Origin of the sequence: Lacrimispora sp. 38-1 (genome assembly GCF_049890855.1) — a bacterium.
GTDB lineage: Bacteria > Bacillota > Clostridia > Lachnospirales > Lachnospiraceae > Lacrimispora.
This window is the reverse complement of sequence record NZ_JBANEW010000048.1, coordinates 24987-50626: the sequence shown is the minus strand read 5'-3', so window position 1 is coordinate 50626 and position 25640 is coordinate 24987. Positions and strand designations below refer to the sequence as shown.

Here is a 25640-nt window from a genome sequence, read left to right as displayed (position 1 = left end):
CGGCACGGGGGCATCTCAGGACATTTCATTACCGCGGGAGAGACTGCCTGCTCCGGGCATTTCATTGGCTTATGGGGCATCTCAGGACATCTCATTACTGCGGGAGAAACTGCCTGCTCCGGGCATTTCATTCGGCACGGGGGCATCTCAGGACACATCACGGCTGGAGAGACTGCCTGTTCCGGGCATTTCATTGGCTTGGGAGGCATCTCCGGACATCTCATCATCGCAGGAGAAACGCCCTGCTGAGGACATTTTACCGGCATCTGGCATACCGGTTTTTCCGGACATTTCATTGGCGCGGAAGCAGCCGCCCTCTCCGGACATTTTACGGGCTCCGGGCAGTGTGGATTATCCGGGCATTTCATGGATCCATAGTAAGAGGGACATCTGGATAAATCCTGCTGTGTCATTGGAATCGGTGCTGACGGATTTTGTAAGTTCTTTGCAGGACCGGAACCCAGAGGCATATCCGGACGAATCACTGTACCCGGACACACGGACATATCAAGTTCCATCGGGGAAGACCAGCCGGAACACCGTTGTTTCGTATTACCATCCATAGGATGTTTGACTCCTTTCATACTTGAAAAGTTTCTAATATCAATCTATGAATGGAATACTCTGTTGTGCAGGATTAGAAGATATTTTTCCGTTTATTTCAAAAGAAGATCCATGACATGGACATTCCCAGCGCTTGTCATGACGGTTCCAGACTAAACGGCAGCCCATATGCGGACAGTTAACGGCGCCTTTTAAAACTCCGCCGGAAAGTCCCTTTACAGACTTAAGGCTGTGAGAAACCAGCGTACCTGCTCCAGCCCTGATGTGATGCCTCCGGGGCGTAAAAACCTCATCAAAAGGAGTTTTCTTACCCAGAATCTGCATACTGAGTATTTTTGCAGCAGCCATGGAAGTGCTCATGCCCCATTTGCCAAATCCGGTCGCCACATACCAGTCAGGCTTGAAAACGGAATAAGTGCCTATATAGGGGATTCCATCAAGAGTCATGCAGTCCTGGGCAGACCATTTTCTAACTTCCTCTGCCTCTGGGAACAGATGCTTTGCTGTCTGCTTCATGACCATATATGGATTTTCTTTTGGAATGCTTCCAGTTCTGTGGCTGCCATATCCCATAAGCAGCTTATCTCCTGCATTCCGAAAGGAATAGGATTTGGAATCAACTCCCAGATACATTCCGTGAACAGATGGAGCAGAACCCAATTCCATTACATAGCTTTTCTCCTGGTACATTTTTGCAAAATAAAATCCCGGAACATTGATAAATGGATAATGAGTTGCAAATACTACCTTTTCCGCTTTGACCACTCCTCTGTCAGTCACGACTTCGTGTCCCTGTACCTTCAAAACTCTGGTCCGTTCATAAATTGGAAGTCCTGATGAAATATCTCTTAAAAATTCCAGAGGATGAAACTGTGCCTGTCCTGTAAACCGGACTGCTCCAAAAACCGGAAAAGGAAGACTGGTTTCTCTTACAAATGATGCCGGAAGGCCAAGCCGTTTTGCACATTCCGCTTCTTTTAAGAGCTTTTCTGATTCCTGTACAGAATAAAGATAGGCATCTGTTTCTTCATAATGACAATTAATGCCATATCGTCTGATCAGCTTTCCATACTCCTCTACTGCCAGCTGATTGGCTCTTCCGTAAAGTCTTGCAGTCTCTTCTCCCACTGTTTTTACCAGTTTTCCATAAATCAGATTATGCTGGGACGTGATCTTTGCTGTGGTAAATCCAGTCTGACCGATTCCGATCCGGTCTGCCTCCAGTACCATCACATGAACACCATGCCTCTGTAAATAAAAGGCAGTTAAAATCCCTGCCATTCCTGCCCCGATCACCACCACTTCTGTCCTCCTGTTTCCAGGCAGAGGATTTCTCCCCGGTATGCGGGCTGTTTCCGTCCATATTGAATTCATTATTTTTCACCTCTGTTATTTGCCTTTCCACCGCTGTATCTGTGTGCATATTTCCTATTATTCTCACAATTGACAGAAGTAATGCCTGTTTTTTTGTTTCCAATTATTTCTTGCTTTCCTACCTTATATATAATAAAATAATACCAGACAGCCAAGAACAGGAGGCAAGCCCAATGCACTGGTTTCAAAAAAAAGATATTAGAATTCCAGATGATAATCTGGCGCTTAAGCTGGAACAGAATCGTGATTTTACGGTTAAACTGGAACGAGATGCCTGCTTAAAGCATCTCAGTCATGCACTCGGCTCGAATGAACGGGGTGTTGTTTTAAAACTATACATAGAGAATTTTAAACAGCTCAACCAGTTGTTGGGCTACGAATACTGCGAAAATCTCCTGAATCAGATTCTTGCCTATTTGAAGGAAACCTGCGGGAACAACGTCTATCATTATATCGGTGTGGAATATATGGTCATTTTAGACCAGTTTTCCCAGGGCCAGGCCATGTCTCTGGCGGACGAAATCGCGGGAAGATTTGATCGTGCATGGAAGATTGACGGGACAGACTGCTTATGTTCCGTGCAGATGGGACTGTGTGCATATCCAGGTCATGCAGTTACCTCTGAGCAGATGCTCAAGTGCCTGGATCTGGCAGTGACAAAAGCCGGTGAGGGCGGCCCCAATCAGGCAGTGATTTTTGACAGTAACTTACAGAACCAGCTTCTGCGGCGCCAGGCCATCGCTCTGTATTTAAAGACCGCCCTTGAAAAAGAAGAAGTGGAAATCCTTTACCGGCCCACCTTCTCCACTGAGGCGGATACATTTACCAGGGCAGAACTATCCATGCGTATTTTTATTAAGGGCCTGGGGTTAATCGGAGCCAGTGAATTTATGTCTGTGGCAGAGGATTCCGGGCAGATCCGGGCTTTGCTTTATTATGCCCTGGAAAAGGTCTGCCAGTGCATCAGGCAGGCAGAAGATGCCGGCTGCGAATTTCAATCCATTACACTTCCCGTATCTCCCGTTCTTTTTTTACAGGAGGACTTTATTGACGAGGTTACACGGGTTATAAAGGCTTACCGTATTCCCCGGGGGAAGCTTGCTTTAGAACTGAAAGAAAGCACACTGACTATGGGATATTTAAACTTCAACATCATGCTGCAGAAGCTTGCAGATATGGGAGTGGAACTGATACTGAGTGAATTCGGCTCCGGATGTTCCAGTATTTCAGCCAGCCTGGATCTTCCCGTTCACACAGTGAAGCTGGAGCGCCTCTTTATCTGGCAGCTGGAAACCAATGAGAAATCCAGACATATCATACAGGGTCTGATTCGGATAGCGAACGATCTTAATCTGTCCATAATTGCAGAAGGCGTGGAAACGGAAAACCAGGTTTCTGTCTTAACAGCAGCCGGATGCAGCTGCCAGCAGGGATTTTATTATTCTCATCCATTAAAGCAGGAAAACCTGATCCGGATTTTGGGTAAAAACAGAGAGGAATCCGCTTCTTACCTTTCTGAACAATAGATATTGGGGGATGAAAAAAGCGTTTCCGGTCACTAAACCGGAAACGCTTTTACTTAACATCTGCTTAATTACTTACTATAGTCCTGACCTTGATCTCGTCGGACTTTTTCACTTCCTGGGACTTCTTGTAAAAGTAGCGTATGATATCCTTACGGGTTACTAACCCAATAAAATTCTTCTGATCATCCACCACCGGTACAAAATTCTGGTTTAAAGCCATATCAACCAGGTCTTCCATCGTGGAATCTGCAAAAACGGGGCGGTTATCCGATCTTCTGTCAATAGCGGCTACCGTCACATTCTCCGCTTCCTTCAGACTTAAATTGAATTTATTCTTTATTCCCCAGAGCATGTCCCCTTCGGTTATGGTTCCAACATATTTGCCGTTCCTGTTGATTACAGGTATGGCGGAGTATTTGTGATACTCCATCTTCTCCAGCGCCTGACGCAGAGAATCATCTTCGTAAATATAAGCCACTTCATTCTTAGGTGTTAAAAAAAACAATATGTTCATAGCCACACTCCCCGTTTGATGTACGGACTTAGTATAGCAGATGACTCTTAATGACGTATGAACAAATTATTATTTTTTTATAACTTTTTCCTAATATTTCATGAGTATGATCATTGCATATAATCAATAGGATCAATGGCCTTGTCTTCGTGGGTCAATTCAAAGAATATGTTGGCTCCTTCTACGGAATAATACTTAGTGGGTTCTGCAATATAACCCAGTACCTGGCCTTCTTTCACATATTCATTGGCTGTTACTTTCAGTTCTTTTAACTGACCGCAGACAGCAGTGTACTTGTTGCCCATGTTCAAAACAACGTAGTTGCCAATTTCTTCATTGGAACCAATTTCCTGCACTTTTGCATTGGCAGGTGCGACTACCGGTGTACTTACATCTCCCTGAATTACCACGCCCGGATTGCATTTATACTGATCCAGGGTTGGGAAGTAGATGGTTGTATCCATGCTGTAGTCCAAAATAACGTTTCCGCGTACCGGCCAGGTCATTCTGGTGGAGTCGTTAAAATTAAGTGCCAGTGACTTAGCTGCATTTTTGTCTGCTGCGGCTTTTGCTGCCTGTGTTTCTCTTTCGGCTGTGGCTTTGGCTGAATCAACAGCCTGCATTTCATCTTCAACATTTTTTGTCGCATTGGAATCTCCTGCAACAGCTACCTGTGTATCCTGGGGGACTGATTCTTCAACAATCATATCGCTCTGATCCGGTACTTTCAGATAAGGGCTTTCTCCTCCACCATTTCCTCTTTGAACGGTAATGACTCCTGCTGCAGCTACTATAGTCAGCAGGCCTAGAACCAACAGGACAAGGAATACTTTATCCTTGAACAATTGACTTATTTTCTCCTTCACGTTTATCACCTCGATAATATTCTTACCAAGAGTGAAAGAGTTATTCAGATTTCAAAACAATATTTTTATAAAAATAAGCAAGAATTTTTTCAGCCGTCCATCCTTCCTCACTTTTACATTTTGCCCCGTACTGGCTGAAGCCGTATCCATGTCCGATTCCCCGGCAGACAGCTCTTACTCCGCCTTCATAATCCTCAAATTCATAGGAAGGAGACGGCAAGGAAAGAGCATACTGAACTTCATCTCCGGTGAACGTGCGGGTGCCGATCTGGATTTGTAACACGTACCCGGAATCATCTCTTTGAACAATTTGAATGCTCTGGGGAATCTGATCTGCCTTTACAGAACCATCTCCTGAAATCTTATTGATTTTATCTGCAAAATCATCTTTGCTGAACTGGACAATTGTTAAAAAGCCCTCTGCTTCCACATCTTTTTTGCATTCCACCGGCTGTAAGTATGGATGATTTTCATCTCCTGCCCTTGTCATTCCGCTGCTGGCACGGTGAAACAGCGGCTCAATTAAGTTTCCGTTGCAGGTAATAACAGTGCCTGCGGTAGAACGCACCGCTTCCTCAACCGCCTGATAGCTGGTGACAAAGGCTTCGCTTCCCCACATCTTTTCCATCTGCTTCTGCTCTAAATAATCCATATGAAGATCAGATTCTTTCACTTCCTTCTGGCCATTCATTTTTCCGTAAATGTAGGTCCTGGCTATAATCGCCTGGGCCCGGAGCGCTTCTTTTCCGTAATCAGCCGGCATCTGCTTTGCTACCACACCAGGAAGATACTCCTCAACATCCATGGCAGTCTCCCCGCCCTTTCTGTCCAGTATCACACGTTTTCCGCTGAGTGTAATGGGCATTTCTTTTTTCTCCTCCACTTTCCCTGTCCACGCCAGAGTAATGATATATGGAAATAAAAATGCCAGTATACATGCCATTAAAATCTTCTTTCCCATGTTCCCGCCGCCTTTCTTCTTGTCTCAAATCCTTGTTCAATATATGCGAAAAAGCGCCCCGGAATCACTTCCGGAACGCTTTTCCTGTAACGTTCATCTATTCTATAGTTCTACTTTTACCTTTTCTAAATGCCAGATATCATGAACATATTCAAGAATGGTACGGTCTGAGGTAAATTTACCGCTGTTTGCCACATTTAAAATGGCCGCTTTTGCCCACCAGGACTCATCCCTGTATGCCTGATCGATCCGCTTCTGGGCTTCCCCATAAGAAGGAAGGTCCTTTAAGATAAAATACGTATCGGCCCGGTCACTGCTCATGGTATTAAGCAGGGAATTATAAATATCGCGGAACAGCTCCGGATCCTGGGGCGAATAATAACCGTTGATCAGCTGCATCAAAACTCTGCGGATTTCATAATTATTGTTGAAAATCTCCATGGGATCGTATCCGCCTTCCCGCTCATAACGGATTACCTCATCAGAAGTCATGCCGAAAATAAATGCATTCTCCGCTCCCACTTCCTCAACGATCTCCACATTGGCGCCATCCATGGTTCCAAGAGTCAACGCACCATTTAACATGAATTTCATGTTGCCGGTTCCGGAAGCCTCCTTGCTGGCTGTGGATATCTGCTCACTGACATCCGCCGCAGCAAAGATGATTTCTGCATTGGATACTTTGTAATCTTCAATAAATACAACCTTTATTTTTCCGCCGATGCTTCTGTCCTGGTTGACCACCTCTGCCACGGAATTAATCAGCTTGATGGTAAGCTTTGCTCGGCGGTATCCGGCAGCAGCCTTGGCTCCGAAGATAAATGTCCTGGGAACCATATCTAAATTAGGATTATCCTTCAGCTGATTATACAGATACATCACATGAAGAATATTCATCAGCTGGCGTTTATACTCGTGAAGACGCTTCACCTGTACATCAAATATGGATCTGGGGTCCACCTCTATGCCGTTATGTTCCTTAATATATTTCGCCAGCCGGACCTTGTTCTGGTATTTGATATCCATAAATTCCTGCTGACACTTTGGATCATCTGCGTAAACAGCCAGGCGGTGAATATGAGGCAGATTGGTAATCCACTCATTTCCGATTTTCTTCGTCACCCACTCTGACAAAAGAGGATTCCCATGTAAGAGAAAACGCCTCTGGGTAATACCGTTGGTCTTGTTATTGAATTTCTCCGGCATCATCTCATAGAAATCCTTCAGTTCCTGATTCTTTAAGATCTCCGTATGAAGTCTGGCTACACCGTTGACAGAAAAGCCACCCACAATGGCAAGATTGGCCATCCGCACCTGACCGTCATAAACGATGGCCATTTTGCGCACCTTATCCTGATTTCCCGGATACATCTCACCGATCTTCTGCTGAAATCGGCGGTTGATCTCTTCCACGATCTGATAGATTCTTGGAAGGAGCCTGGAAAACAGCTCGATGGGCCATTTTTCCAGAGCCTCTGACATAATGGTGTGGTTGGTATAAGCACAGGTCTTAGTGGTAATCTCCCAGGCTTCATCCCAGCTTAATCCATAGTTATCAAGAAGAATCCGCATCAGCTCCGGAACAGCCACGGTCGGGTGGGTATCGTTTAACTGAAACACGTTTTTCTCATAGAATTTATGAATGTCATCGTGGTTTTCCATGTACTTTAAGACTGCTCTCTGCACACTGGCCGAGATAAAGAAGTACTGCTGCTTCAAGCGCAGCTCCTTGCCTGCATAATGGTTGTCATTGGGATAGAGGACTTCAACAATGGTTTTTGCCAGGTTCTCCTGCTCCACAGCTTTTTGGTAGTCCCCTTTATCAAAGGAATCCAGACTGAAGGTGTTAATAGCCTGCGCATCCCAGATGCGCAGAGTATTTACCACATTATTTCCATATCCTATAATGGGCATGTCGTAAGGAACTGCAAGGACGGACTGATAACCCTCCTGTACAAAACGTTCCTTTCCATTCTCACGAACCACCTTTACGTATCCCCCGAACTTAACCTCTGTGGCATACTCTGCCCTGCGGATTTCAAAGGGATATCCGTTTTTCAGCCAGTCATCAGGAATCTCAACCTGGTAACCGTTCTCGATCTTCTGTTTGAACATACCGTAACGATAGCGGATTCCGCAGCCGTAAGCCGGATATCCCAGTGTCGCCAGTGAATCGAGAAAGCATGCCGCAAGGCGGCCAAGCCCTCCGTTTCCAAGAGCCGGATCCGGCTCCTGGTCTTCAATTGCATTTAAGTCAAACCCAAGTTCCTCTAACACTTCCTTCACATCCGGCTGTGCCATGAAACTTATGATGCTGTTGCCCAGAGCACGGCCCATTAAAAACTCCATGGATAAATAATACAGGGTTTTCACATCCTGCTTTTCGTACTCTTTGTGGGTTGCGATCCATTCATCGATGATCACATCCTTTACTGCATAGGCGACTGCCTGGTACATCTGCTCTTTCGTTGCCTCATCTACTGTTTTACGAAACACGTTCTTCATATTAAACAAGACACTCTTTTTAAAGGTTTCCTTATCAAATCCCATACTCATTTCACAAGACCTCCTGACTGTTTACTGGATCTTCTCCACGCCTAAGGTTACATTCTCGCCGTTAATATTCCATTCCTTCACATAGCCGGCCGCTTTGTTTAATATGATATCGTCTGCAAGGACCTCGTTCTTAACGTCATTTTCATGAGCCTTTAAAATACTCTCGATTTTCTCATTGTCTTTGCTGTATACGATGATATGGTCAACGACCTCAAAACCGGCTTCTTTACGCATGGTCTGGATCTTACTGATCAGCTCGCGGACAAATCCTTCTGCTAAAAGCTCCGGAGTTAAATTAGTATCCAGAACAACGGTAATGCTGTTGTCTCCCTCTGATACATATCCTTCTGTCTGCGCTGTGTCAATGAGTAAGTCTTCTTTGGTAAGCACCACTTCTGTTCCGTCAAAATTAAAGGTAAGAGCACCTTTTTCATTCAGGGTATCCATGGCCTCATTGCCGTTTATTTCTGCCAGGGCATTTTTAATGCTGCCTAACTGCTTTCCGTACTTCGGACCAACCGTCTTTAACTGAGGTTTAAAGCTGTAAGAAGTGAAGTCTCTTACATCATCTTTAAATACCACCTTTTTCACATTCAGCTCTTCTTCAATGATTTCCTGATAGAAGACAGGAAGTGCATGAGGAGCTTTTACAAACATCTGGCCGATTGGCTGGCGGTTCTTGATATTTGCAGTATTTCTGGCTGCACGGCCCATGACTACGATTTTTAAAACTTCATCCATATCTTCTTCTAACTGTTTGTCAATGAAGTTTTCTCTTGCCACCGGATAGTCGCAAAGATGAATGCTTTCCGGTGCAGAGGAATCCACACTGCAGACCAGATTCTGATAAATCTGTTCTGTCATAAACGGAATAAGAGGAGCGGCAATCTTGCTCACATCCACAAGGGCAGTATAAAGTGTCATATAGGCGTTGATCTTATCCTGCTCCATGCCTTTGGCCCAGAAACGCTCTCTGCTTCTGCGCACATACCAGTTGCTCATATCATCTACAAATTCCTGCAGCGCTCTTGCCGATTCCGGAATCTGGTAATTACCCAGGTAAGAATCCACCTGTTTTATTAACGTATTTAACTTGGATAACAGCCATTTATCCATAACCGGCAGCTTCTCATAATCCAGTTCGTATTTTGTGGGGTCAAATTCATCAATATTCCCGTAGAGAACAAAGAATGCATAAGTATTCCACAAAGTACCCATGAATTTACGCTGTCCTTCCATGACCGCTTTTCCATGGAACCGGTTAGGAAGCCAGGGAGCGCTGTTCACATAGAAATACCAGCGGATGGCATCGGCTCCGTATGTCTTAAGTGCTTCAAACGGATCTACTGCATTGCCCTTGGATTTGCTCATCTTCTGTCCGTTTTCATCCTGCACATGGCCAAGTACGATAACATTCTTATATGGTGCCTCATTAAAAATCAGAGTTGAAATGGCAAGAAGGGAATAAAACCAGCCTCTTGTCTGATCCACCGCTTCTGAGATAAAATCTGCCGGGAACTGTTTCTCAAATAAATCTTTGTTTTCAAACGGATAGTGATGCTGCGCAAATGGCATGGATCCGGAATCGAACCAGCAGTCAATTACCTCCGGCACACGCTTCATCTGTTTTTTGCACTTTGGACAGGCAATGGTAACTGCGTCGATATATGGACGGTGAAGCTCAATTTCATCCGGGCAGTTGTCAGACATACTCTTTAATTCCTCAATGCTGCCGATGGAATGCTGGTGGCCGCATTCGCATTCCCATACATTTAAAGGAGTTCCCCAGTAACGGTTTCTGCTGACACCCCAGTCCTGAACATTCTCCAGCCAGTCGCCGAAACGGCCTTTTCCAATGCTCTCAGGAATCCAGTTAATGGTATTGTTGTTGCGGATTAAATCATCTTTTACAGCCGTCATCTTGATAAACCAGGATTCTCTTGCATAGTAGATGAGTGGAGTATCACATCTCCAGCAGTGAGGATAGCTGTGTTCAAATACAGGAGCCGCAAACAGCAGTCCTCTCTCTTCCAAATCTGTCAAAATCAGCGGATCCGCTTTCTTGCAGAACGTACCTGCCCATTTGGTTTCTTCTGTCATCTCTCCTGCGCCGTTTACCAGCTGAACGAAAGGAAGATCGTATTTTCTTCCGACCTTGGAGTCATCTTCACCGAAAGCAGGGGCAATATGAACGACACCGGTACCATCTGTTAAGGTAACGTAATTGTCGCAGGTAACATAGAACGCCTTCTTGCTTGGTTTTACAAAATCAAAGAGGGGCTCATATTCCTTAAATTCCAGATCTTTACCCACAAACTTCTCTAAAACCTTGAATTCTTCTCCCAATACCTTCTCACAGAGAGCCTCTGCCATATAATAGGTATAAACACCGCTTTGTACCTTAACATATGTTTCAGACGGATTGACACAAAGTCCTACGTTGGAAGGAAGTGTCCACGGAGTTGTGGTCCATGCAAGAATATAGGCATCTTCATTTTTCACTTTAAATCTTACAATGGCGGAACGTTCTTTTACATCTTTATATCCCTGCGCAACCTCATGGCTGGATAAAGGAGTTCCGCAGCGGGGGCAATAGGGTACGATTTTAAAGCCTTTGTATAAAAGTCCTTTCTCCCAGATCTGTTTTAATGCCCACCATTCGGATTCAATAAAATTGTTATCATAGGTAACATAGGGATCGTCCATGTCTGCCCAGAAGCCGACTGTCTTTGAAAAATCTTCCCACATGCCTTTGTACTGCCAGACACTTTCCTTACAGTACTTGATAAATGGTTCCAGACCATATTCCTCAATCTGCTCCTTGCCGTCAAGTCCCAGCTTCTTTTCAACTTCCAGTTCTACCGGCAGTCCGTGGGTATCCCAGCCTGCTTTACGGGGAACATCATACCCTTTCATGGTACGGTATCTGGGAATCATATCTTTTATAACGCGGGTTAAAACGTGGCCGATGTGAGGCTTCCCGTTGGCGGTAGGCGGTCCGTCATAGAAGGTATAGGTTTCTGCTTCCTTCCGGTTATCCATGCTCTTCTGGAACACGTCATGTTCTTCCCAAAACTTTTCAATCTCTTTTTCTCTCTCCACAAAATTTAAATCTGTAGGGACTTTTCTGTACATCTTTATAACCTCCATTTAAATTTTTAATCAAAAAAACCTCCATCCTGTAATCAGGACGAAGGCTGCTCTCATTCTTCGTTATACCACCTAATACCGCATACTATCATATGCTGTTCTTTAACGCAGAAATTACGTCCTGACCTACTAAATGTATTCAGCCGGAAACTCCGGAGTGATGTTCGAATCCATCATACTCTCACCAGGTTTCCACCCTCCCCGGCTCTCTGTAGATTTCATATGGTTCTACTGTCTCCATCAAAGTCTTTCTTCTTATTATAAGGAGGTTAACACCTTATATGTCTACTAATTATAGGGATCAAAAAAAGAAATGTCAAGGTTATTTTTGTATTCCGCTGCCGCAGACTCCTTTTATCAGCGTTCCTTCTATATTTAAAGGAGCCATTGCTCCATAAGTGACTGAATCACTTATTTTGCAACGGCCCCTCCTGCATTATGAAAGTACCAGTAAAAATGCCGCTGCCAGGACCCCGCATCTGATAAGATTTCCCATGTAATAGAAATGCACCGCGGTCAGTGCCAGGCAGCCTGCATTGGCCAGAAGCAGCAAATATCTTGCTTTTCTTCTGAAATGTACCACTTCTTCCCGGTCCAGTTTTTTATTTTCATTATCTACCGGACTCTTAAAAAATATAACCGCGTCAGATAAAGCGAATGCTCCCCACAAGAGGACCTGGTCGATTTCAGCTTTTGATATAAAAAGAATTATGGCTATATAGCAACAGGAAAATATGTAACATCCCATTTTAGTCTTCGCATGATAACCGCCTGCACTTCTTCTAAGCGGTATAAGGGTACAGCCAATCACGATTAATTCCGGTACCATTTTAAAGCAGGCAGCAATGCATAAATAGGAAATACAGTGGACTGTTTTTAAAACCAGACACTCTATTCCGAACTTATATAGATCTGCCTCTTTCGCATTGATCATTTCATTGGATACCAGTTTTTCTACAAATGTTTCTTCCCATCTTATCATCTGGATTTTCATCCTAGAATTTTCTTAACTTTTTCGCGTTGTCCGGTAATTTAGGCTGGTAACCGATAAAAAAGCAGGAACTGTTAACCTCTGTTTTTGCGGAATTTAAAATGGCCTTTGATGCTATTTTAAATGATAATTTTTTCAATTCGGATCTCATAGGAATGCCTTCTTTCTATTTTTTTATTTTTATTACTATATGACCGGTTATTCTGTATTATACGATTTTTGAGACCGTTACAGGATTTTATACATGAATCACCTTTAAATCCGGGGATACGTTCAGATGGGCTTCTGTTGCATTCTGGACATCTTCTACTGTCAGACCCGGGGCAATTTCCTTTAACAACAGCCCCTTGTCCGGAACCACATCGATCACAGCCATATCCGTGACAATGGTCTTTACCACATTCACTGCAGTCAGCGGAAGCTTACATTTTTTCAGTATTTTGGGAGCCCCGTCTTTGTTTACATGTTCCATGGCTAAAATCACCTTTTTCGCTCCAACCACCAGGTCCATGGCGCCTCCCATTCCAGGTACTTTTTTGCCCGGAATCATCCAGTTGGCCACGTCACCTTTCTCATCAACCTCCAGAGCCCCCAAAACGGTAACATCTACGTGGCCTCCGCGGATAATGCAGAATGAAAACGAGCTGTCAAAATAGCTTGCGCCTTTTACGGTTGTGACGTAATTTCCTCCTGCGTCAATACAGTCAAGGGTTTCCTCCTTCTGATCTGCATTTGGTCCTACTCCCAGAATTCCATTTTCAGCCTGCAGCATAATATGTATATTGTCCGGAATGTAGTTTGCCACCATAGTAGGCATCCCGACTCCAAGATTTACAACATCCCCGTCTTTTAGTTCCTTCGCAATTCTTCTTACAATGGATTCTCTCTTATTCATACTTAATGGCCCACCTTTACAATTTTATCAATAAAAATTCCGGGAACCGTCACGTCATTGGGATCAATTTCCCCCGCCTTTACGTATTCATCCACCTCTGCGACGACATAATCCGCGGCGGTAGCCATCACCACATTAAAGTTGCGGGAGGAGCCGTTAATGATCAGATTTCCTGTTTCATCCGCTTTTTGGGCTTTAATAAATGCCACATTTGCCTTGAGCGGCATTTCAAGCAGATAATTCTTCTCACCGATCTCTATTTTTCTCTTTCCTTCTTCAACAACGGTACCTAAGCCAACCGGTGTTAAAACCCCGCCCAGACCGGCGCCGCCTGCACGTATTTTTTCAGCAAGAGTGCCCTGTGGAAACAGCTGGACCTTTGCTTCTCCAGTCATGAGAAGCCTTCCGGTTTCCGGATTGGAACCGATGTAGGAGGCAAAAATCCGCTTTACTCTTCCGCTCTTTATCAGTTGATAGATGGATAGCTCCTTTGTTCCGGTATCATTGGATATAATGGCAAGGTCACTGGCCGTACTGGTATTTAAAAGTGCATTTACCAGTTTTTCAGGATGGCCTCCCGCAAGAAATCCCCCAATCATAATTGTATCCCCATCTTTTACTTTTTTCACCGCTTCCCCGGCTGATATTAATTTGTTCATATAAGATAGCCCCCTTTCTTATTCACTCAGGTAATCGTGGATCACGCGTCCATACGGTAAGGTTAAATCTGAAATGATATGTGTTCCGCCCATGCAGGCTCTAACGGGTAAATCTGCCACAGGAGCATTAACATGGGGAACCAGATGAAGTCTTGCAGGCCCGGACCATGCCTCCTTTACCAGAATGTCCTCCAGATTGTAAGCCACCAGCTGGGCAATCTTCGGACTGCCGTCTGCATCCGGAATCAGTTTTAAATTAACCTGCATTTTTCCCAGATTCTGTGCAACTGCCTTTTTATCAAGAACATTATATTTAAATGTCATGGTCCCCATTGCCACAAGGATGTTATTATAAATTAAGGTGCCGGTTAATGTCTCAGTATCTTCAACCCTGAGACAGGGCTGTCCCCACTTCTTTGGAAATCCCCAGATTTCACGTCCTGCAAGAATGGCAGGACCGTTATTTAAATACATTTGTGCGGTAAAATTACAGGCTTCCCCATGGAACGTACAGGGAATTACAATCCCGCTTTCTTCATAGGCGCCCAGACCTGAGGAATCAGGCATCCGGATCCATTCGTATAAAACAAGATTGCTGCCATCTGGTTCCAACGGTTCCGGCACGGCCTCTTTAATCAGATCCGGGTCTGATTCATAGCTGACTGTAAAATATTCCCTGTTTATAAAACGGCACGGAGGGCGTCCATAACTGGCGCTTGCTGCAGGCATGGACTGCAGGGAAATAATCGTTTCTGATTTCATGAACATCTTCCTTTCTATGTAAAAATTGTTTATAAGTAAGCATTCTCAACCAGCATGGCAATTCCCATACCTCCGCCGATGCATAACGATGCCACACCCAAATGAGCGGATCTGCGCACCATCTCATGGACCAGAGTAACCAGTACCCGGGCACCGCTTGCTCCAAGAGGGTGTCCGATGGCAATTGCACCGCCGTTCACATTCACCTTTGATTTGTCAACACCAAGCTCCTTTGTTACTGCCACGGACTGTGCCGCAAATGCTTCATTTAACTCCAGTAAATCGATATCATGAATGGTTAATCCCTGTTTTTCCAAAAGTGTGGAAACTGCCTTCACCGGTCCAATTCCCATATATGCAGGATCAACACCAACCAGCGAATAACCTTTTATATAGGCCATTGGTTTTAAATCATACTCTCTGCATTTATCTTCTGAGACCACAAGCACTGCTGCCGCACCATCACTGATCGGGGAAGCATTTCCGGCAGTGACTGTTCCGTCTGTTTTAAATACAGTTCTTAACCCGGAAAGCTTTTCCATTGTGGTATCTGCTTTGATGTGTTCATCTTCTGAGAAACAGATTTCTTCCTTCTTCTTTTTGACCGTTACCGGGACAATCTGATTATCAAAAATCTTTGCTTTTTTTGCTTCTGCTGCCTTCATATGGCTGTTATAGGAAAACTCATCCTGCTCTTTCCTGGTCACTTTGTATTTTTCTGCTATATTTTCTGCCGTAATTCCCATATGATAATGATTTATGGCACATGTGAGCGCATCCGTAACCAGACTGTCCACCAGCTCTCCATTTCCCATTCGGTAACCATTTCTTGCTTTCTTCAGAAGATAAGGTGCGTTTGACATACTCTCCATTCCACCAGCTAAAATGATGCTGTTTTGTTCCGCCAGAATAGAATCGTATGCCAGCGCAACCGTATGAAGTCCGGAGCCGCAGACTGTGTTCACGGTAGATGCAGGTATCTCAACCGGAATACCCGCGTTTAATGCAGCCTGTCTGGCAGGGTTTTGTCCAATTCCTGCCTGAAGCACATTACCAAGATATACCGCATCAATAAGAGAGCGGTCTAATTTACTTTGATCAAGACAGGACTGAGTGACGGCTGTTCCCAATTCCGAAGCACTTAAGGTTGAAAGAGTACCGTTAAAGGAACCGACAGCAGTTCTTACGGGGCTTACTAAAGCTATTTTTTTCATATTATTTGCTCCTTTCTGTTCTCATTTCTTGTTTACAGCCACATTCTCCTACTTCTTCTTCTGATTTTCAACAAAAGTCGCACAACTTACAGTTTTTATGTATAATCTACAAAATTTTGAGTGTTTCAATAATGAAACACTCATAGTAATAAATTTCTGGCAGCGAAAAGAAAGCACTCCCAATTGATTTTTATAAACCAGTCAGGGTGCTTTCATTTCAGCAGATGATACAATTTAATTGAAAATTATTTTACAGGAAAATATCCTGTTTTCTTCTTCCAATACCATACTTCCATTATACTTTTTAATTACATTTTCCACATTCAAAAGACCAATTCCATGATTTTTACCTTTCTTTGATACCGGCTTGCCATGATGCCACTTTTCTATGGGAACAGTGCTGTTGGAAATATTTATAACTGTAAAATCATGATACTTATCAAGTTTCATTTTAATAAATCTGTCCCCGGGTACCAGATCGCATGCATCAATGGCGTTGTCCAGCAGATTTCCAAATATGGTTGTCACTTCAATCGGCTCCATAAAAGAAAGATCGACAATACCTATTTCCAGATTGAACTCTATTTTATGGTAAATGGCTATTCTCTTCTTATCATTTAATATGACATTTAAAATAGGATTATTGGTATATTCCTCCAAAGACAGCGGAATCAGCATTTTTCCTATTTCCTTCGCGTAAGTAAGTGCTGTTTTATGCTCATTTGCCTGATACATCACCTCGATCAAGTTCAGATGCTTATATACATCGTGCAGTATTTTAATAGACTCATTATACTTTTCTTTCTGCTCTTCATAAAACTCATACTGCAGCAAAGACTGCTGCTCCAGCAATTTTAATTTCACTTTTAACTGGTTGTTTTCTTCTACAAATCTTGCCAGATATAAAAAATACAGATCTGAAAATAAGATACACCCTATATTAATGAGTATCAGTATATGTTCTGTTTTACTTGTTATTTTCGGTATTACCACAATGATTACGGCTAAATTGGCCATACTGAATAATATAATTATTATTTGTATTAAGCATTGGTTAATTGTGTACTTTACGGTGAAATCCTCCCGCCAGAGTCTCGTAATGACCAGATAATAAAAGATAAGGACAACTAACTTTGAAAAAGTAATTTCCATACTTTTTATCATAATTGACTGAATATTGTGAATCTGAAATTTCAGTAGTATGTATTCCAGCATTTCCACGCCCACAGTTTCGCAGACAGATAATATTAAGATCAAAACCGGTATTTCAAACAACCGGTATATTAATTTTTTGTTGTTATTTCGGTATAAAATATTATTTATTAAACTAAACAGTACAATCCAGATCACTATATTAAGGACTGGCTGCCCCAATCCATTTACCATTACAACCATAAGAAATGCGGCTGTTTTCAATAACATGTTAAAAAAGCGGTTATTAAATTTCGGTTCATTTCTTTCTTCTATAAATTGAAATAGAATAATGATATTAATCATACATGAAATGAAGGTTCCGAATGTAAGAATCATATAATTTTCCATTTTTTCTCCTATACATTACTCTGTATGAATTTATTCAGTTTTTTCCTGAAATCCGCTGATTTTTTCTGGGAGACAGGAAGCTTATCATTATTATTTAACAGAACTTCGTAACCTTTTATATTTTTTATATGTCTTAAATTAACCAGAACACTTTGATGGCAGGCTTCAAAATTATACTTTTGCATCCTTTCTGCCAGATTTTTCATTTTATCTATAAAAAAATATTCTTCATTTAGAAGTTTAATTTTTATTTTTCTATTTATATATTCGAAGTAAAAAATATCATTTACTTCAAAACTTTTTATTCTGCTTTCTAATTCTCCTGCTTCTGTGACTTCTAAAATCTCAAAATTTACAATCTCTATTTTGCCATGTTCTTCCTGAATATATTGTATAATTTCCTGAAGCTGACGTTCCACATTGTTTTTTGTAACAGGTTTTTCCAAAAAAGCAAATGCATGAACATAATTGACGGCTTGTCTGCAAAATTGTTTATAACTGGTGGTATAGATGACTTTGACATTTCTGTTCATCTCCCATATCGTCTTACCAACCTGAATTCCATTGATTCCGGTTAAGGCAATATCAAGAAATATCAAATCAAACTTTCCCTCAAAACGAAGTAACTCTTCTCCTGACTTAAAAATATTGATCTGAAATGGAATAGATCCTGATTTCATATAACTTTTAACAAATTTCGCAATTCTGGCAGAATCTTTTTTATTATCATCACAAATGGCGATAAAAAGCATTAATACCCTCCTCTCTAAAACGCTTTCATTCTATATCCTTTTTATGTGTATTACAACCCAACTGCCAAAATTGTACATACTGAGTACTAATATTTGCACATTCACCTTTAAATCGTAACTTTTATAAAACAAAAACAGAGCGGGTACCGAATCCTTTCCTCAATTCGATACCCGCTCTACACGTTTTCATCCATTCGTTACTTAATACCTCTCTTTAGATTTTTGGTGGTGCTTTTCTGGATGATTCTCTATATGAACTTGTTTTCGCTTCCCTTGCTGATCCCTTGTGCAATATCAATTATTCTGCATCTTATTTTCATTCTTCTATGCTGTCATGGAACCATTGGGTTTCAATCACTGGAAAGAACCAGCGAATAATTCTTAATATTGTCCTGACCAGTCATAGGCACATCAATGAATTGCCGGATCGTTCTGCCATGTTCCACATCAGTGAATCTGCTGGAATCGTCTGGCTGATTATAATGCGGGGAAACCTCTTATCTTTTGCCTGAGCGCTTTGTCAGTCAACAGGCGATACTACTGTTTTTGGTGGAATCGACCTCCTTTGGCTCTTTCTTATGAATTATTTTTAAAAATCAGGTGTAACTGAATATCTTTTGTAGATGATATTATTATAAAACATAGCGCCGAATTTTGCAATATATTTTAGATAATATTTATTATTTATTTTTCAATTGTAAAATTGTATATGTTTATTCTGATAATTATGTTTTTTAAAACATTTTAATTGTTTATTCTTATTTTGTCGATATTGTTATTTTTTTGTCAATGCAATTGTATTTTTGTAAACATATGGTATAATGTGCGAAAAGGATTTGTAAAAAGGAGAAAAACTATGAGCCAGCGCAATTTAACTTTATTAACAGATCTCTATGAGTTAACCATGATGCAGGGTTACTTCAAAGAGAAAGATGCCAACGAGACCGTAATCTTTGATGCTTTTTACCGCAGTAATCCAGGCGGAAACGGTTACGCAATCTGCGCTGGTCTGGAACAGGTAATTGAATATATTAAAGAACTGGAATTTAACAGTGCGGATGTGGACTACTTAAGATCTACCGGACTGTTTGAGGAAGACTTTTTAGAATATCTGCTTCATTTTAGATTTTCAGGCGATATCTATGCCATACCGGAAGGAACCGTCATATTTCCTCGGGAACCCCTGGTAAAAGTCATCGCTCCCATTATGGAAGCACAGTTAGTCGAGACGGCACTTCTCACCATCATTAACCATCAAAGCTTAATTGCCACAAAGACTGCCCGTGTGGTGTATGCCGCTGAAGGTGACGGGGTAATGGAGTTCGGTCTGCGCCGCGCTCAGGGTCCTGATGCGGGAATCTATGGCGCCCGTGCCGCCATGATCGGAGGCTGTGTGGGCACCTCCAATGTCCTCGCAGGAAAGATGTTTAACGTTCCGGTTAAGGGTACACATGCCCACAGCTGGATTATGAGCTTTCCTGATGAACTGACTGCATTTCGCAGCTATGCGAAGCTATATCCAAAAGCATGCATTCTGCTTGTGGATACGTATGATACGCTTAAATCCGGTGTTCCGAATGCCATTCAAGTATTCAAAGAGATGAAAGAGGCTAATATTCCTCTGACCAGCTATGGAATCCGGTTAGACAGCGGAGACCTTGCCTATCTTTCTAAAAAAGCCAAGAAAATGCTTACGGAAGCAGGTTTTCCTGATGCCATTATTTCCGCCTCCAACGACCTTGACGAAACCCTGATCAACAGCTTAAAGATCCAGGGTGCAGCCATCAACTCCTGGGGAGTGGGGACAAATTTAATTACTTCCAAGGATTGTCCTTCTTTTGGAGGAGTCTATAAACTGGCGGCTGTACTGGATCGTAAAACCGGAGAGTTTAATCCGAAAATAAAGCTTTCAGAAAATGCTGAAAAGATTACAAATCCGGGCAATAAAGCCATCAAACGTATTTACAGCAGAGAGACCGGCAAGATTATTGCTGATTTAATCTGTCTGGAGGGCGAAGTATATGATGAAAACCACTCTCTTCTTCTCTTTGATCCCATTGAGACCTGGAAAAAAACACACCTTGCCCCAAATACTTATACCATGAGGGATTTACTGATTCCTGTATTCCAGGGTGGAGAATGTGTCTATGAGTCTCCTGCCGTTATGGATATCAAGGCTTATTGTAAAAAAGAGCTTGATACGCTCTGGGATGAATCCAGGCGTCTGGTAAATCCTCATGAGGTCCACGTTGACTTATCAAAGCCGCTCTGGAACATGAAAAACCAGCTGCTGGACAATTACCATTTTCAGGAATCCTGATTTTATTAAGATAAAAAAGCTGTATCTCCGGCGTAATGAATTCCCTATCGCTGGATGTGAAGCCGGAGGCATACAGCATCCCCTCAGAAGATTTGGTAAGATTACATGTTCATGGTCATGCCATGGTTTTCCGATTGGGAAGGATCGTCCGGCTCCATAGGACCTTCCGGCATGGCGCCCGATTCCGAAGCGGCTTGTTCCCTCTGACGGCGGGTCTGCCGCGGGGCTCTTTGTTACCAACCGCTTCGATGCTACATAAATAATGGGATATCGCCCTTCCCGTGCATAGGTCAGAGCCTTGATTTGTTGTTAACGAACTGTTTAGATATGCGGCGTGAATGCCAGCCTGATTCAGAGTTGTTACCTGATCTTTCATCAATGAAATCAATGGAGATATAACAAGCAGGTATCTGAAAACACAAGATCCGGTTGGCATGATTCCCAGAGCGTCCCGTCCTGCTAAAATACTGTCAATTAATTTCTTCTGCCCCTCACGAAAGCTGTCATAACCGAAATAATGTTTTAATGTTTGAAATTTATTTATTTAGAATATGTATCTGCTCCTTTTCTTTAGTTTCTGTATTTAATATAACTTATTATGCTCTATCATATTTAGCACCTGTTCTTTTGTGTACTTATTTTCTTTCAAAATCTCTAAAATATTATTTTGTATTTTATTATAGTTACACTCTAATTGATGATACATATGAGTTGTTATATACTTAACATTGTCTCCAATGATAACTTTTGTAATTCTATCTCCATCTACTGATACATAAATATCTTCTTCAACTTTATATATATCACTGAGCTTTTTAACATTTAAAACAAATTTTGGTGATAATTTTATTCCAAACTCTCTTAAATCTAAAGCATAAGAATTATCCATAATTGTTTCATAGACAAGATTTATAAAATTTATATCTTTATCTCCTACTTTTTGAGATAACTGTTTCGTAAAGTATTCTATTTTGTTGGTTGTTATACGCAATTCATCAAATAATTGTTTTACTTTTTTCGTTTCTATTGTTTCCGTTAAAAAATTGAACATCATACTAGCCCATTGTTTTTTTAAATTATCTTCAATATGTTTATAATTTGAAAATGTAAAAAAACCATTATTTGTACAGTTTTTTCTTACTGAATCAATAAAATTGAAGATTTTTATATTGTCTACACTTGGATAAATTATTTTACCACGTGTGTTATAAATATTTTTTTGATATACAACATGTTCTCCCCAAACATTATCTTCAACAAATGTAATAACCGGTATTTTAAATTTAATCGCTTCATCATATTCTTTGTTTATTATGGATTTATCCGTGTCTTTATATTTCCCGCTCAATCTGCCGCCTATTATTAAAACAAAAATCTGACAAGTAGATACTTCTTGAATACGAGTTTTATGTGCATAATCTGAATTATAAAAAATATTTCTGTCTTCACTTAAAATTGTTTCATATCCCATATTAGTAATGAAATATTTTAAATTTTCCTTAATAAATCTCAAATCATAGCAAGTGGAACTAAAAATACTCTGGGTATAGCCATATTATTTTCTCCTTTGTAAAAACAAAATTCAGCATATTTTTGTAATATTACTTGTTTATTATTTTTATTCAAGAAATACTTTGGGCATCAAAGTATTGACACTAAATTAATTATAATACGTATTGTAATCTAAAAACTAGTAACTATCAATCCTAATTTTTCAAAATACGACATTTTTTGCATTTACTTTAACCTTTTGGTCACCATATATGTTGCCATGGAAACTAGACTTATACATGAAAATAATAATAAAGGAGTATATCCTCGACACCAAAAATGTCTATTTCCATACTTATAATTTAAATTTGCATGTCGTTCGAAAATCATTAGCATACTTTTTCTTTTTCTCTATTATTTCTACACCTTTTCTCTTACATAACATACTCAAAATATTTGCTATATCTTGTTTTAATTCTCCATATGCTATTTTTCTTCGATATTTTGGCGCAAATACAATATAGTATTTACATTCCCATTTTGAATGTGATAAACTATTCATATCCATTTGGATAACCTCCTTTGATTAATTTGTGCGGTTGTGAACCCACACTTATTATATCACTGGAGGTTTTTTACTTGAAGCTGAAGCTGACTGTGGTCACACCTGCATAGCAGGTGGTTTATTAAAAGACTGCCATACAACGAAAAAAACGGCGGTCCTCTACAGACTGCCGTTTTCCTTTTATTGTTCACATTCTGGTCACAATAATGTTACAAGCCGGACAAACTCTCTTCATATTTTACCGATATACTGAAATCATCAGAAAAAGATGTTGCCAACATACTTTGAGATAAGAATTTTTTTCATAATTGCCGGTATTCCTCGTAAGGGATACCGGCTCCTCCCTTTTTAAGGAGTATTTATTTTTTACATCTGCTTCTTCACTACAGAATAATCGTCACCATATTTAAAGTGAGGACAGCTTTGATGGGAATCACTTAGAAAACGCATCATTTCATCCTCGTCTAAATTTATTGCACACTCGTAATATTCATATTCTTCATTGTATTGATAATACATACAATATTCACAACTGCTTTTCTTTGCCATTATTTTTCTCCTTTATCTGTCATTTCCCCGTTTCCATATCAGTTTTGGAATCCTTTTTAACAGTTTCAGAACCGTTTCATCCAGTAACCAGGCCACGACCAGAGATATGAAAAATGTCAGCGCCGTCAGGCATAGGATTTTAGGAATATAAAAATGTCTGATCCAGGTTTTTTCTATAATTACAGCGGATAATTGTCCCAATACCAGATAATGGATTAAATACACGGAGTAACTGTGTCTGCTGATAAATCCGCATGCTTTTGTTATTAATGGAAATGATACGTTTCCATAAAACTCAAAAAACAGAAAGATGGATGAAGCCATGGCTATCACAGCAGGAGCCAGATCATGAATTCCCGGCGTATAGGAAGGCGTAAAACACTTCTGAAACATCGTCAGCGCAAATCCTGCAAGACCTGCTGCTGCAAAAGGCAGATAGCTACTGTTATGATATAATCGCTTTAAGGAATACCCCAGCACAAAGTAAATCAGCCAGCCTTTAAATATCATATACTGAAAAGACTCTTCCGCGAAAAGCCCAAGCGGACCCATATAGACCAAAAGGCTTTGAATAATCAGCATCACGGTCAGAAAAATCTTTAGCTCATGGTCATTCATGGCACGGAGCATACGTGCCAAAAATGGTGCGCATATATATAACGCAAGAATCACATACATAAACCACATATGGGGAGCCATAGGTGTGGTTTCCGTCAGCCATCCCAAAAACCAGGCTTTCATATGTTCAAAGGCAGTGAGTTTTTCCTGCCCCAGATATACGTTATAATAGAAGTAATAGATCCCGGTATAAAAACCAAATGGTACGACAATGGTTCGAATCCTGTTTTTATAAAATTCCAGAATGTTCTCTGTGCCATGATCAAGGATAAACAAACCGCTGAGCATAAAATAGATACCTACAAAGGACAAAAGCACAGGCATGAAAGCAGCAGAAAAAAACCACTGTTTGTCATTGGCTGCTTCAGCCGGAATGGAATGCACCATAATAATTGCAATAACTGCAATTACCCGCAGATAATCAAACTGTACTTCCCGATTTTTCCGTTCCATACGTCACCTTAAGCCTCCTTTTTTTCTATTGCAAAGTATATCATAAAAAATCTGCTTTTGACAATTTTTTTATTTTTACAAAAAAACAGTAGACAAACGGGGATACCTGTGATATTATAATGAAGCTGTCAGAGATGACAGGCAACGGCCTATTGGTCAAGCGGTCAAGACGCCGCCCTCTCACGGCGGAAACCCGGGTTCGATTCCCGGATAGGTCATAATTTGGATACTGTATAATCCTTATATTTACTGGGATTGTGCAGTATTTTTTATTTTAACTAGTAATACAACTTCTTCTTTTATTTCTCTATTGACATATACTAGTTAATGTGTTATGTTGAAACAGTATTTTAATAAAGTCTTGATTTCGCATGTATACGTAAGTCATAATTCTATTGATGATTTACGTATATATGCGATTTTTAGTTTTTAGCTAATATAATTATAATTTAAGGAGGTATCTTTCATGAATAAAGGTACAGTAAAATGGTTTAATGCACAAAAGGGATTTGGATTTATCAGCGACGGGCGTGGCACCGAATACTTCGTTCATTTCTCAGGTCTTGCTATGGACGGATATAAATCATTAGATGAAGGGCAGTCTGTAACATTTGATATAGCAGAAGGAACCCGTGGCCCACAGGCTGTTAATGTTCGTCTTGCATAAACTAAGCGATAAAAAGGACTGCTTATAAAGTGGTCTTTTTTTATGTCTTTTCTTACACAAATAAAAAAACTATTAAATGGCCGGCTACCGTGAAAAAAGTGTTTTAGTTCGGAATTAGATCAGATATATGCAAAACTTAACAATTCAAAATTATTTCTTAGTGAATTAAAAGACATGGGTAAGACATCAAGAATGTGTCATACCCATGTCTTTTCTATTATGCAAGTGCCTTTCCAAGCTCAACGCACTGGGCAGCTCCAATTTCATCAGGCTCATTGTTACAGATCACGCTGTCATGAACCAGTACTGCGCCCAGCGATTTCACAGAATCTTCCCAGCTGCGCATCCACTCACCATCTCCCCAGCCATAAGAACCGAACAAAGCGATCTTTTTTCCACTCAGTTTTGACTCACAACTCTTAAACATGGGTTCAAATTCACCATCTTCCAGTTCTTCGCTTCCCATGGAAGGACAGCCGAAGGAAATCGCATCGTATTCGTCCATCTGATCTGCTCCAAAATCGGAAGCCGTAAATAAAGAAGCATCTGCCCCAGCAGACTTCGCTCCTTCCAGTACTTTATTCGCCATAGCTTCCGTATTACCGGTTCCACTCCAATATACAACTGCGACTTTACTCATCTTATCCTACC

21 protein-coding genes, 1 tRNA gene and 3 pseudogenes are annotated in these 25640 nt (G+C 41.1%); 4 read left to right on the top strand and 21 right to left on the bottom strand.

The window, feature by feature from the left end; all coding sequences use genetic code 11:
• Window positions 1-563 (bottom strand): annotated as a pseudogene (locus tag V7D18_RS10835) (hypothetical protein); the annotation flags it as partial.
• A gap of 40 nt (window positions 564-603) precedes the next feature.
• Entirely contained in the window at window positions 604-1938 is a 1335-nt protein-coding gene (locus V7D18_RS10830; protein WP_426154227.1) for an FAD-dependent oxidoreductase, read from the bottom strand.
• A 173-nt stretch (window positions 1939-2111) separates the two neighbouring features.
• On the opposite strand from V7D18_RS10830, the gene V7D18_RS10825 reads away from it, so the two are divergent.
• Window positions 2112-3464 (top strand): EAL domain-containing protein, encoded by a 1353-nt coding sequence (locus V7D18_RS10825; RefSeq protein ID WP_426154225.1) that lies wholly within the window; start codon window positions 2112-2114, stop codon window positions 3462-3464.
• Between the two features lie 64 nt (window positions 3465-3528).
• On the opposite strand, the gene V7D18_RS10820 is transcribed toward V7D18_RS10825, so the two are convergent.
• From V7D18_RS10820 to V7D18_RS10760, 13 genes are all read right to left on the bottom strand, one after another.
• The gene (locus tag V7D18_RS10820; protein ID WP_104436368.1) at window positions 3529-3978 is read right to left on the bottom strand and encodes a CBS domain-containing protein; all 450 of its coding nucleotides are present in this window, start codon (window positions 3976-3978) and stop codon (window positions 3529-3531) included.
• 110 nt (window positions 3979-4088) lie between these two features.
• Window positions 4089-4844, bottom strand: coding sequence for a peptidoglycan DD-metalloendopeptidase family protein (locus V7D18_RS10815; protein WP_426154222.1), 756 nt, complete (start codon window positions 4842-4844; stop codon window positions 4089-4091).
• 40 nt (window positions 4845-4884) lie between these two features.
• Window positions 4885-5805, bottom strand: a complete 921-nt coding sequence (locus V7D18_RS10810; RefSeq protein ID WP_426154220.1) for a SpoIID/LytB domain-containing protein — start codon at window positions 5803-5805, stop codon at window positions 4885-4887.
• Window positions 5806-5907: 102 nt separating this feature from the next.
• The gene (locus V7D18_RS10805; protein WP_426154218.1) at window positions 5908-8361 is read right to left on the bottom strand and encodes a glycogen/starch/alpha-glucan phosphorylase; all 2454 of its coding nucleotides are present in this window, start codon (window positions 8359-8361) and stop codon (window positions 5908-5910) included.
• A 21-nt stretch (window positions 8362-8382) separates the two neighbouring features.
• Window positions 8383-11496: an isoleucine--tRNA ligase gene (ileS, locus tag V7D18_RS10800; protein WP_426154216.1), complete on the bottom strand. Its 3114-nt coding sequence runs from the start codon at window positions 11494-11496 to the stop codon at window positions 8383-8385.
• Window positions 11497-11947: 451 nt separating this feature from the next.
• The gene (locus tag V7D18_RS10795) at window positions 11948-12493 is read right to left on the bottom strand and encodes an accessory gene regulator ArgB-like protein (RefSeq protein WP_426154214.1); all 546 of its coding nucleotides are present in this window, start codon (window positions 12491-12493) and stop codon (window positions 11948-11950) included.
• Window positions 12494-12506: 13 nt separating this feature from the next.
• Window positions 12507-12653: a cyclic lactone autoinducer peptide gene (locus V7D18_RS10790; RefSeq protein WP_117420181.1), complete on the bottom strand. Its 147-nt coding sequence runs from the start codon at window positions 12651-12653 to the stop codon at window positions 12507-12509.
• Between the two features lie 87 nt (window positions 12654-12740).
• Window positions 12741-13397, bottom strand: a complete 657-nt coding sequence (locus tag V7D18_RS10785; RefSeq protein WP_426154212.1) for a 3-oxoacid CoA-transferase subunit B — start codon at window positions 13395-13397, stop codon at window positions 12741-12743.
• Window positions 13398-13399: 2 nt separating this feature from the next.
• Window positions 13400-14056 (bottom strand): CoA transferase subunit A, encoded by a 657-nt coding sequence (locus V7D18_RS10780; RefSeq protein WP_426154210.1) that lies wholly within the window; start codon window positions 14054-14056, stop codon window positions 13400-13402.
• Between the two features lie 18 nt (window positions 14057-14074).
• Window positions 14075-14818, bottom strand: a complete 744-nt coding sequence (locus V7D18_RS10775) for an acetoacetate decarboxylase (RefSeq protein WP_426154208.1) — start codon at window positions 14816-14818, stop codon at window positions 14075-14077.
• Window positions 14819-14847: 29 nt separating this feature from the next.
• Window positions 14848-16032 (bottom strand): acetyl-CoA C-acetyltransferase, encoded by a 1185-nt coding sequence (locus V7D18_RS10770; protein ID WP_426154206.1) that lies wholly within the window; start codon window positions 16030-16032, stop codon window positions 14848-14850.
• Between the two features lie 234 nt (window positions 16033-16266).
• The gene (locus V7D18_RS10765) at window positions 16267-17574 is read right to left on the bottom strand and encodes an ATP-binding protein (protein ID WP_426154204.1); all 1308 of its coding nucleotides are present in this window, start codon (window positions 17572-17574) and stop codon (window positions 16267-16269) included.
• An 8-nt stretch (window positions 17575-17582) separates the two neighbouring features.
• Window positions 17583-18326, bottom strand: coding sequence for a LytR/AlgR family response regulator transcription factor (locus V7D18_RS10760; protein ID WP_426154202.1), 744 nt, complete (start codon window positions 18324-18326; stop codon window positions 17583-17585).
• An 856-nt stretch (window positions 18327-19182) separates the two neighbouring features.
• Here V7D18_RS10760 and V7D18_RS10755 point away from each other — a divergent pair.
• Complete coding sequence (locus tag V7D18_RS10755) at window positions 19183-20646, top strand: nicotinate phosphoribosyltransferase (protein WP_426154200.1); 1464 nt, start codon at window positions 19183-19185, stop codon at window positions 20644-20646.
• Window positions 20647-20874: 228 nt separating this feature from the next.
• Here the strand turns inward: V7D18_RS10755 and V7D18_RS10750 are convergent.
• The 5 genes and pseudogenes from V7D18_RS10750 to V7D18_RS10730 all read right to left on the bottom strand — a co-directional run.
• Window positions 20875-21190, bottom strand: a pseudogene (locus V7D18_RS10750) (DNA helicase RecQ); the annotation flags it as partial.
• Window positions 21191-21229: 39 nt separating this feature from the next.
• The gene (locus V7D18_RS10745) at window positions 21230-22183 is read right to left on the bottom strand and encodes a DUF4062 domain-containing protein (protein ID WP_426154229.1); all 954 of its coding nucleotides are present in this window, start codon (window positions 22181-22183) and stop codon (window positions 21230-21232) included.
• A gap of 275 nt (window positions 22184-22458) precedes the next feature.
• Window positions 22459-22705: pseudogene (locus V7D18_RS10740) on the bottom strand (transposase); the annotation flags it as partial.
• Between the two features lie 363 nt (window positions 22706-23068).
• On the bottom strand, window positions 23069-23251 hold the full coding sequence (locus tag V7D18_RS10735) for a DUF6472 family protein (protein WP_426154198.1): 183 nt from the start codon (window positions 23249-23251) through the stop codon (window positions 23069-23071).
• A 12-nt stretch (window positions 23252-23263) separates the two neighbouring features.
• Window positions 23264-24322: an acyltransferase gene (locus V7D18_RS10730; protein ID WP_426154196.1), complete on the bottom strand. Its 1059-nt coding sequence runs from the start codon at window positions 24320-24322 to the stop codon at window positions 23264-23266.
• A gap of 146 nt (window positions 24323-24468) precedes the next feature.
• Between V7D18_RS10730 and V7D18_RS10725 the strand changes: the two genes are divergently transcribed.
• Window positions 24469-24540, top strand: a tRNA-Glu gene (locus V7D18_RS10725).
• 248 nt (window positions 24541-24788) lie between these two features.
• The gene (locus V7D18_RS10720; protein ID WP_426154194.1) at window positions 24789-24989 is read left to right on the top strand and encodes a cold-shock protein; all 201 of its coding nucleotides are present in this window, start codon (window positions 24789-24791) and stop codon (window positions 24987-24989) included.
• A gap of 217 nt (window positions 24990-25206) precedes the next feature.
• Here V7D18_RS10720 and V7D18_RS10715 read toward each other — a convergent pair whose 3' ends face one another.
• Window positions 25207-25629, bottom strand: a complete 423-nt coding sequence (locus V7D18_RS10715; RefSeq protein ID WP_426154192.1) for a flavodoxin — start codon at window positions 25627-25629, stop codon at window positions 25207-25209.
• Between the last annotated feature and the right edge of the window lie 11 nt (window positions 25630-25640).

Coding starts and splice junctions, on each gene's coding strand:
- V7D18_RS10795 (WP_426154214.1), bottom strand. CDS start 12,493: ATGATAAGATGGGAAGAAACATTTGTAGAAAAACTGGTATCCAATGAA.
- V7D18_RS10720 (WP_426154194.1), top strand. CDS start 24,789: ATGAATAAAGGTACAGTAAAATGGTTTAATGCACAAAAGGGATTTGGA.
- V7D18_RS10805 (WP_426154218.1), bottom strand. CDS start 8,361: ATGAGTATGGGATTTGATAAGGAAACCTTTAAAAAGAGTGTCTTGTTT.
- V7D18_RS10765 (WP_426154204.1), bottom strand. CDS start 17,574: ATGGAAAATTATATGATTCTTACATTCGGAACCTTCATTTCATGTATG.
- V7D18_RS10760 (WP_426154202.1), bottom strand. CDS start 18,326: ATGCTTTTTATCGCCATTTGTGATGATAATAAAAAAGATTCTGCCAGA.
- V7D18_RS10755 (WP_426154200.1), top strand. CDS start 19,183: ATGAGCCAGCGCAATTTAACTTTATTAACAGATCTCTATGAGTTAACC.
- V7D18_RS10780 (WP_426154210.1), bottom strand. CDS start 14,056: ATGAACAAATTAATATCAGCCGGGGAAGCGGTGAAAAAAGTAAAAGAT.
- V7D18_RS10825 (WP_426154225.1), top strand. CDS start 2,112: ATGCACTGGTTTCAAAAAAAAGATATTAGAATTCCAGATGATAATCTG.
- V7D18_RS10715 (WP_426154192.1), bottom strand. CDS start 25,629: ATGAGTAAAGTCGCAGTTGTATATTGGAGTGGAACCGGTAATACGGAA.
- V7D18_RS10810 (WP_426154220.1), bottom strand. CDS start 5,805: ATGGGAAAGAAGATTTTAATGGCATGTATACTGGCATTTTTATTTCCA.
- V7D18_RS10730 (WP_426154196.1), bottom strand. CDS start 24,322: ATGGAACGGAAAAATCGGGAAGTACAGTTTGATTATCTGCGGGTAATT.
- V7D18_RS10830 (WP_426154227.1), bottom strand. CDS start 1,938: ATGAATTCAATATGGACGGAAACAGCCCGCATACCGGGGAGAAATCCT.
- V7D18_RS10770 (WP_426154206.1), bottom strand. CDS start 16,032: ATGAAAAAAATAGCTTTAGTAAGCCCCGTAAGAACTGCTGTCGGTTCC.
- V7D18_RS10775 (WP_426154208.1), bottom strand. CDS start 14,818: ATGAAATCAGAAACGATTATTTCCCTGCAGTCCATGCCTGCAGCAAGC.
- V7D18_RS10820 (WP_104436368.1), bottom strand. CDS start 3,978: ATGAACATATTGTTTTTTTTAACACCTAAGAATGAAGTGGCTTATATT.
- V7D18_RS10785 (WP_426154212.1), bottom strand. CDS start 13,397: ATGAATAAGAGAGAATCCATTGTAAGAAGAATTGCGAAGGAACTAAAA.
- V7D18_RS10790 (WP_117420181.1), bottom strand. CDS start 12,653: ATGAGATCCGAATTGAAAAAATTATCATTTAAAATAGCATCAAAGGCC.
- V7D18_RS10735 (WP_426154198.1), bottom strand. CDS start 23,251: ATGGCAAAGAAAAGCAGTTGTGAATATTGTATGTATTATCAATACAAT.
- ileS (WP_426154216.1), bottom strand. CDS start 11,496: ATGTACAGAAAAGTCCCTACAGATTTAAATTTTGTGGAGAGAGAAAAA.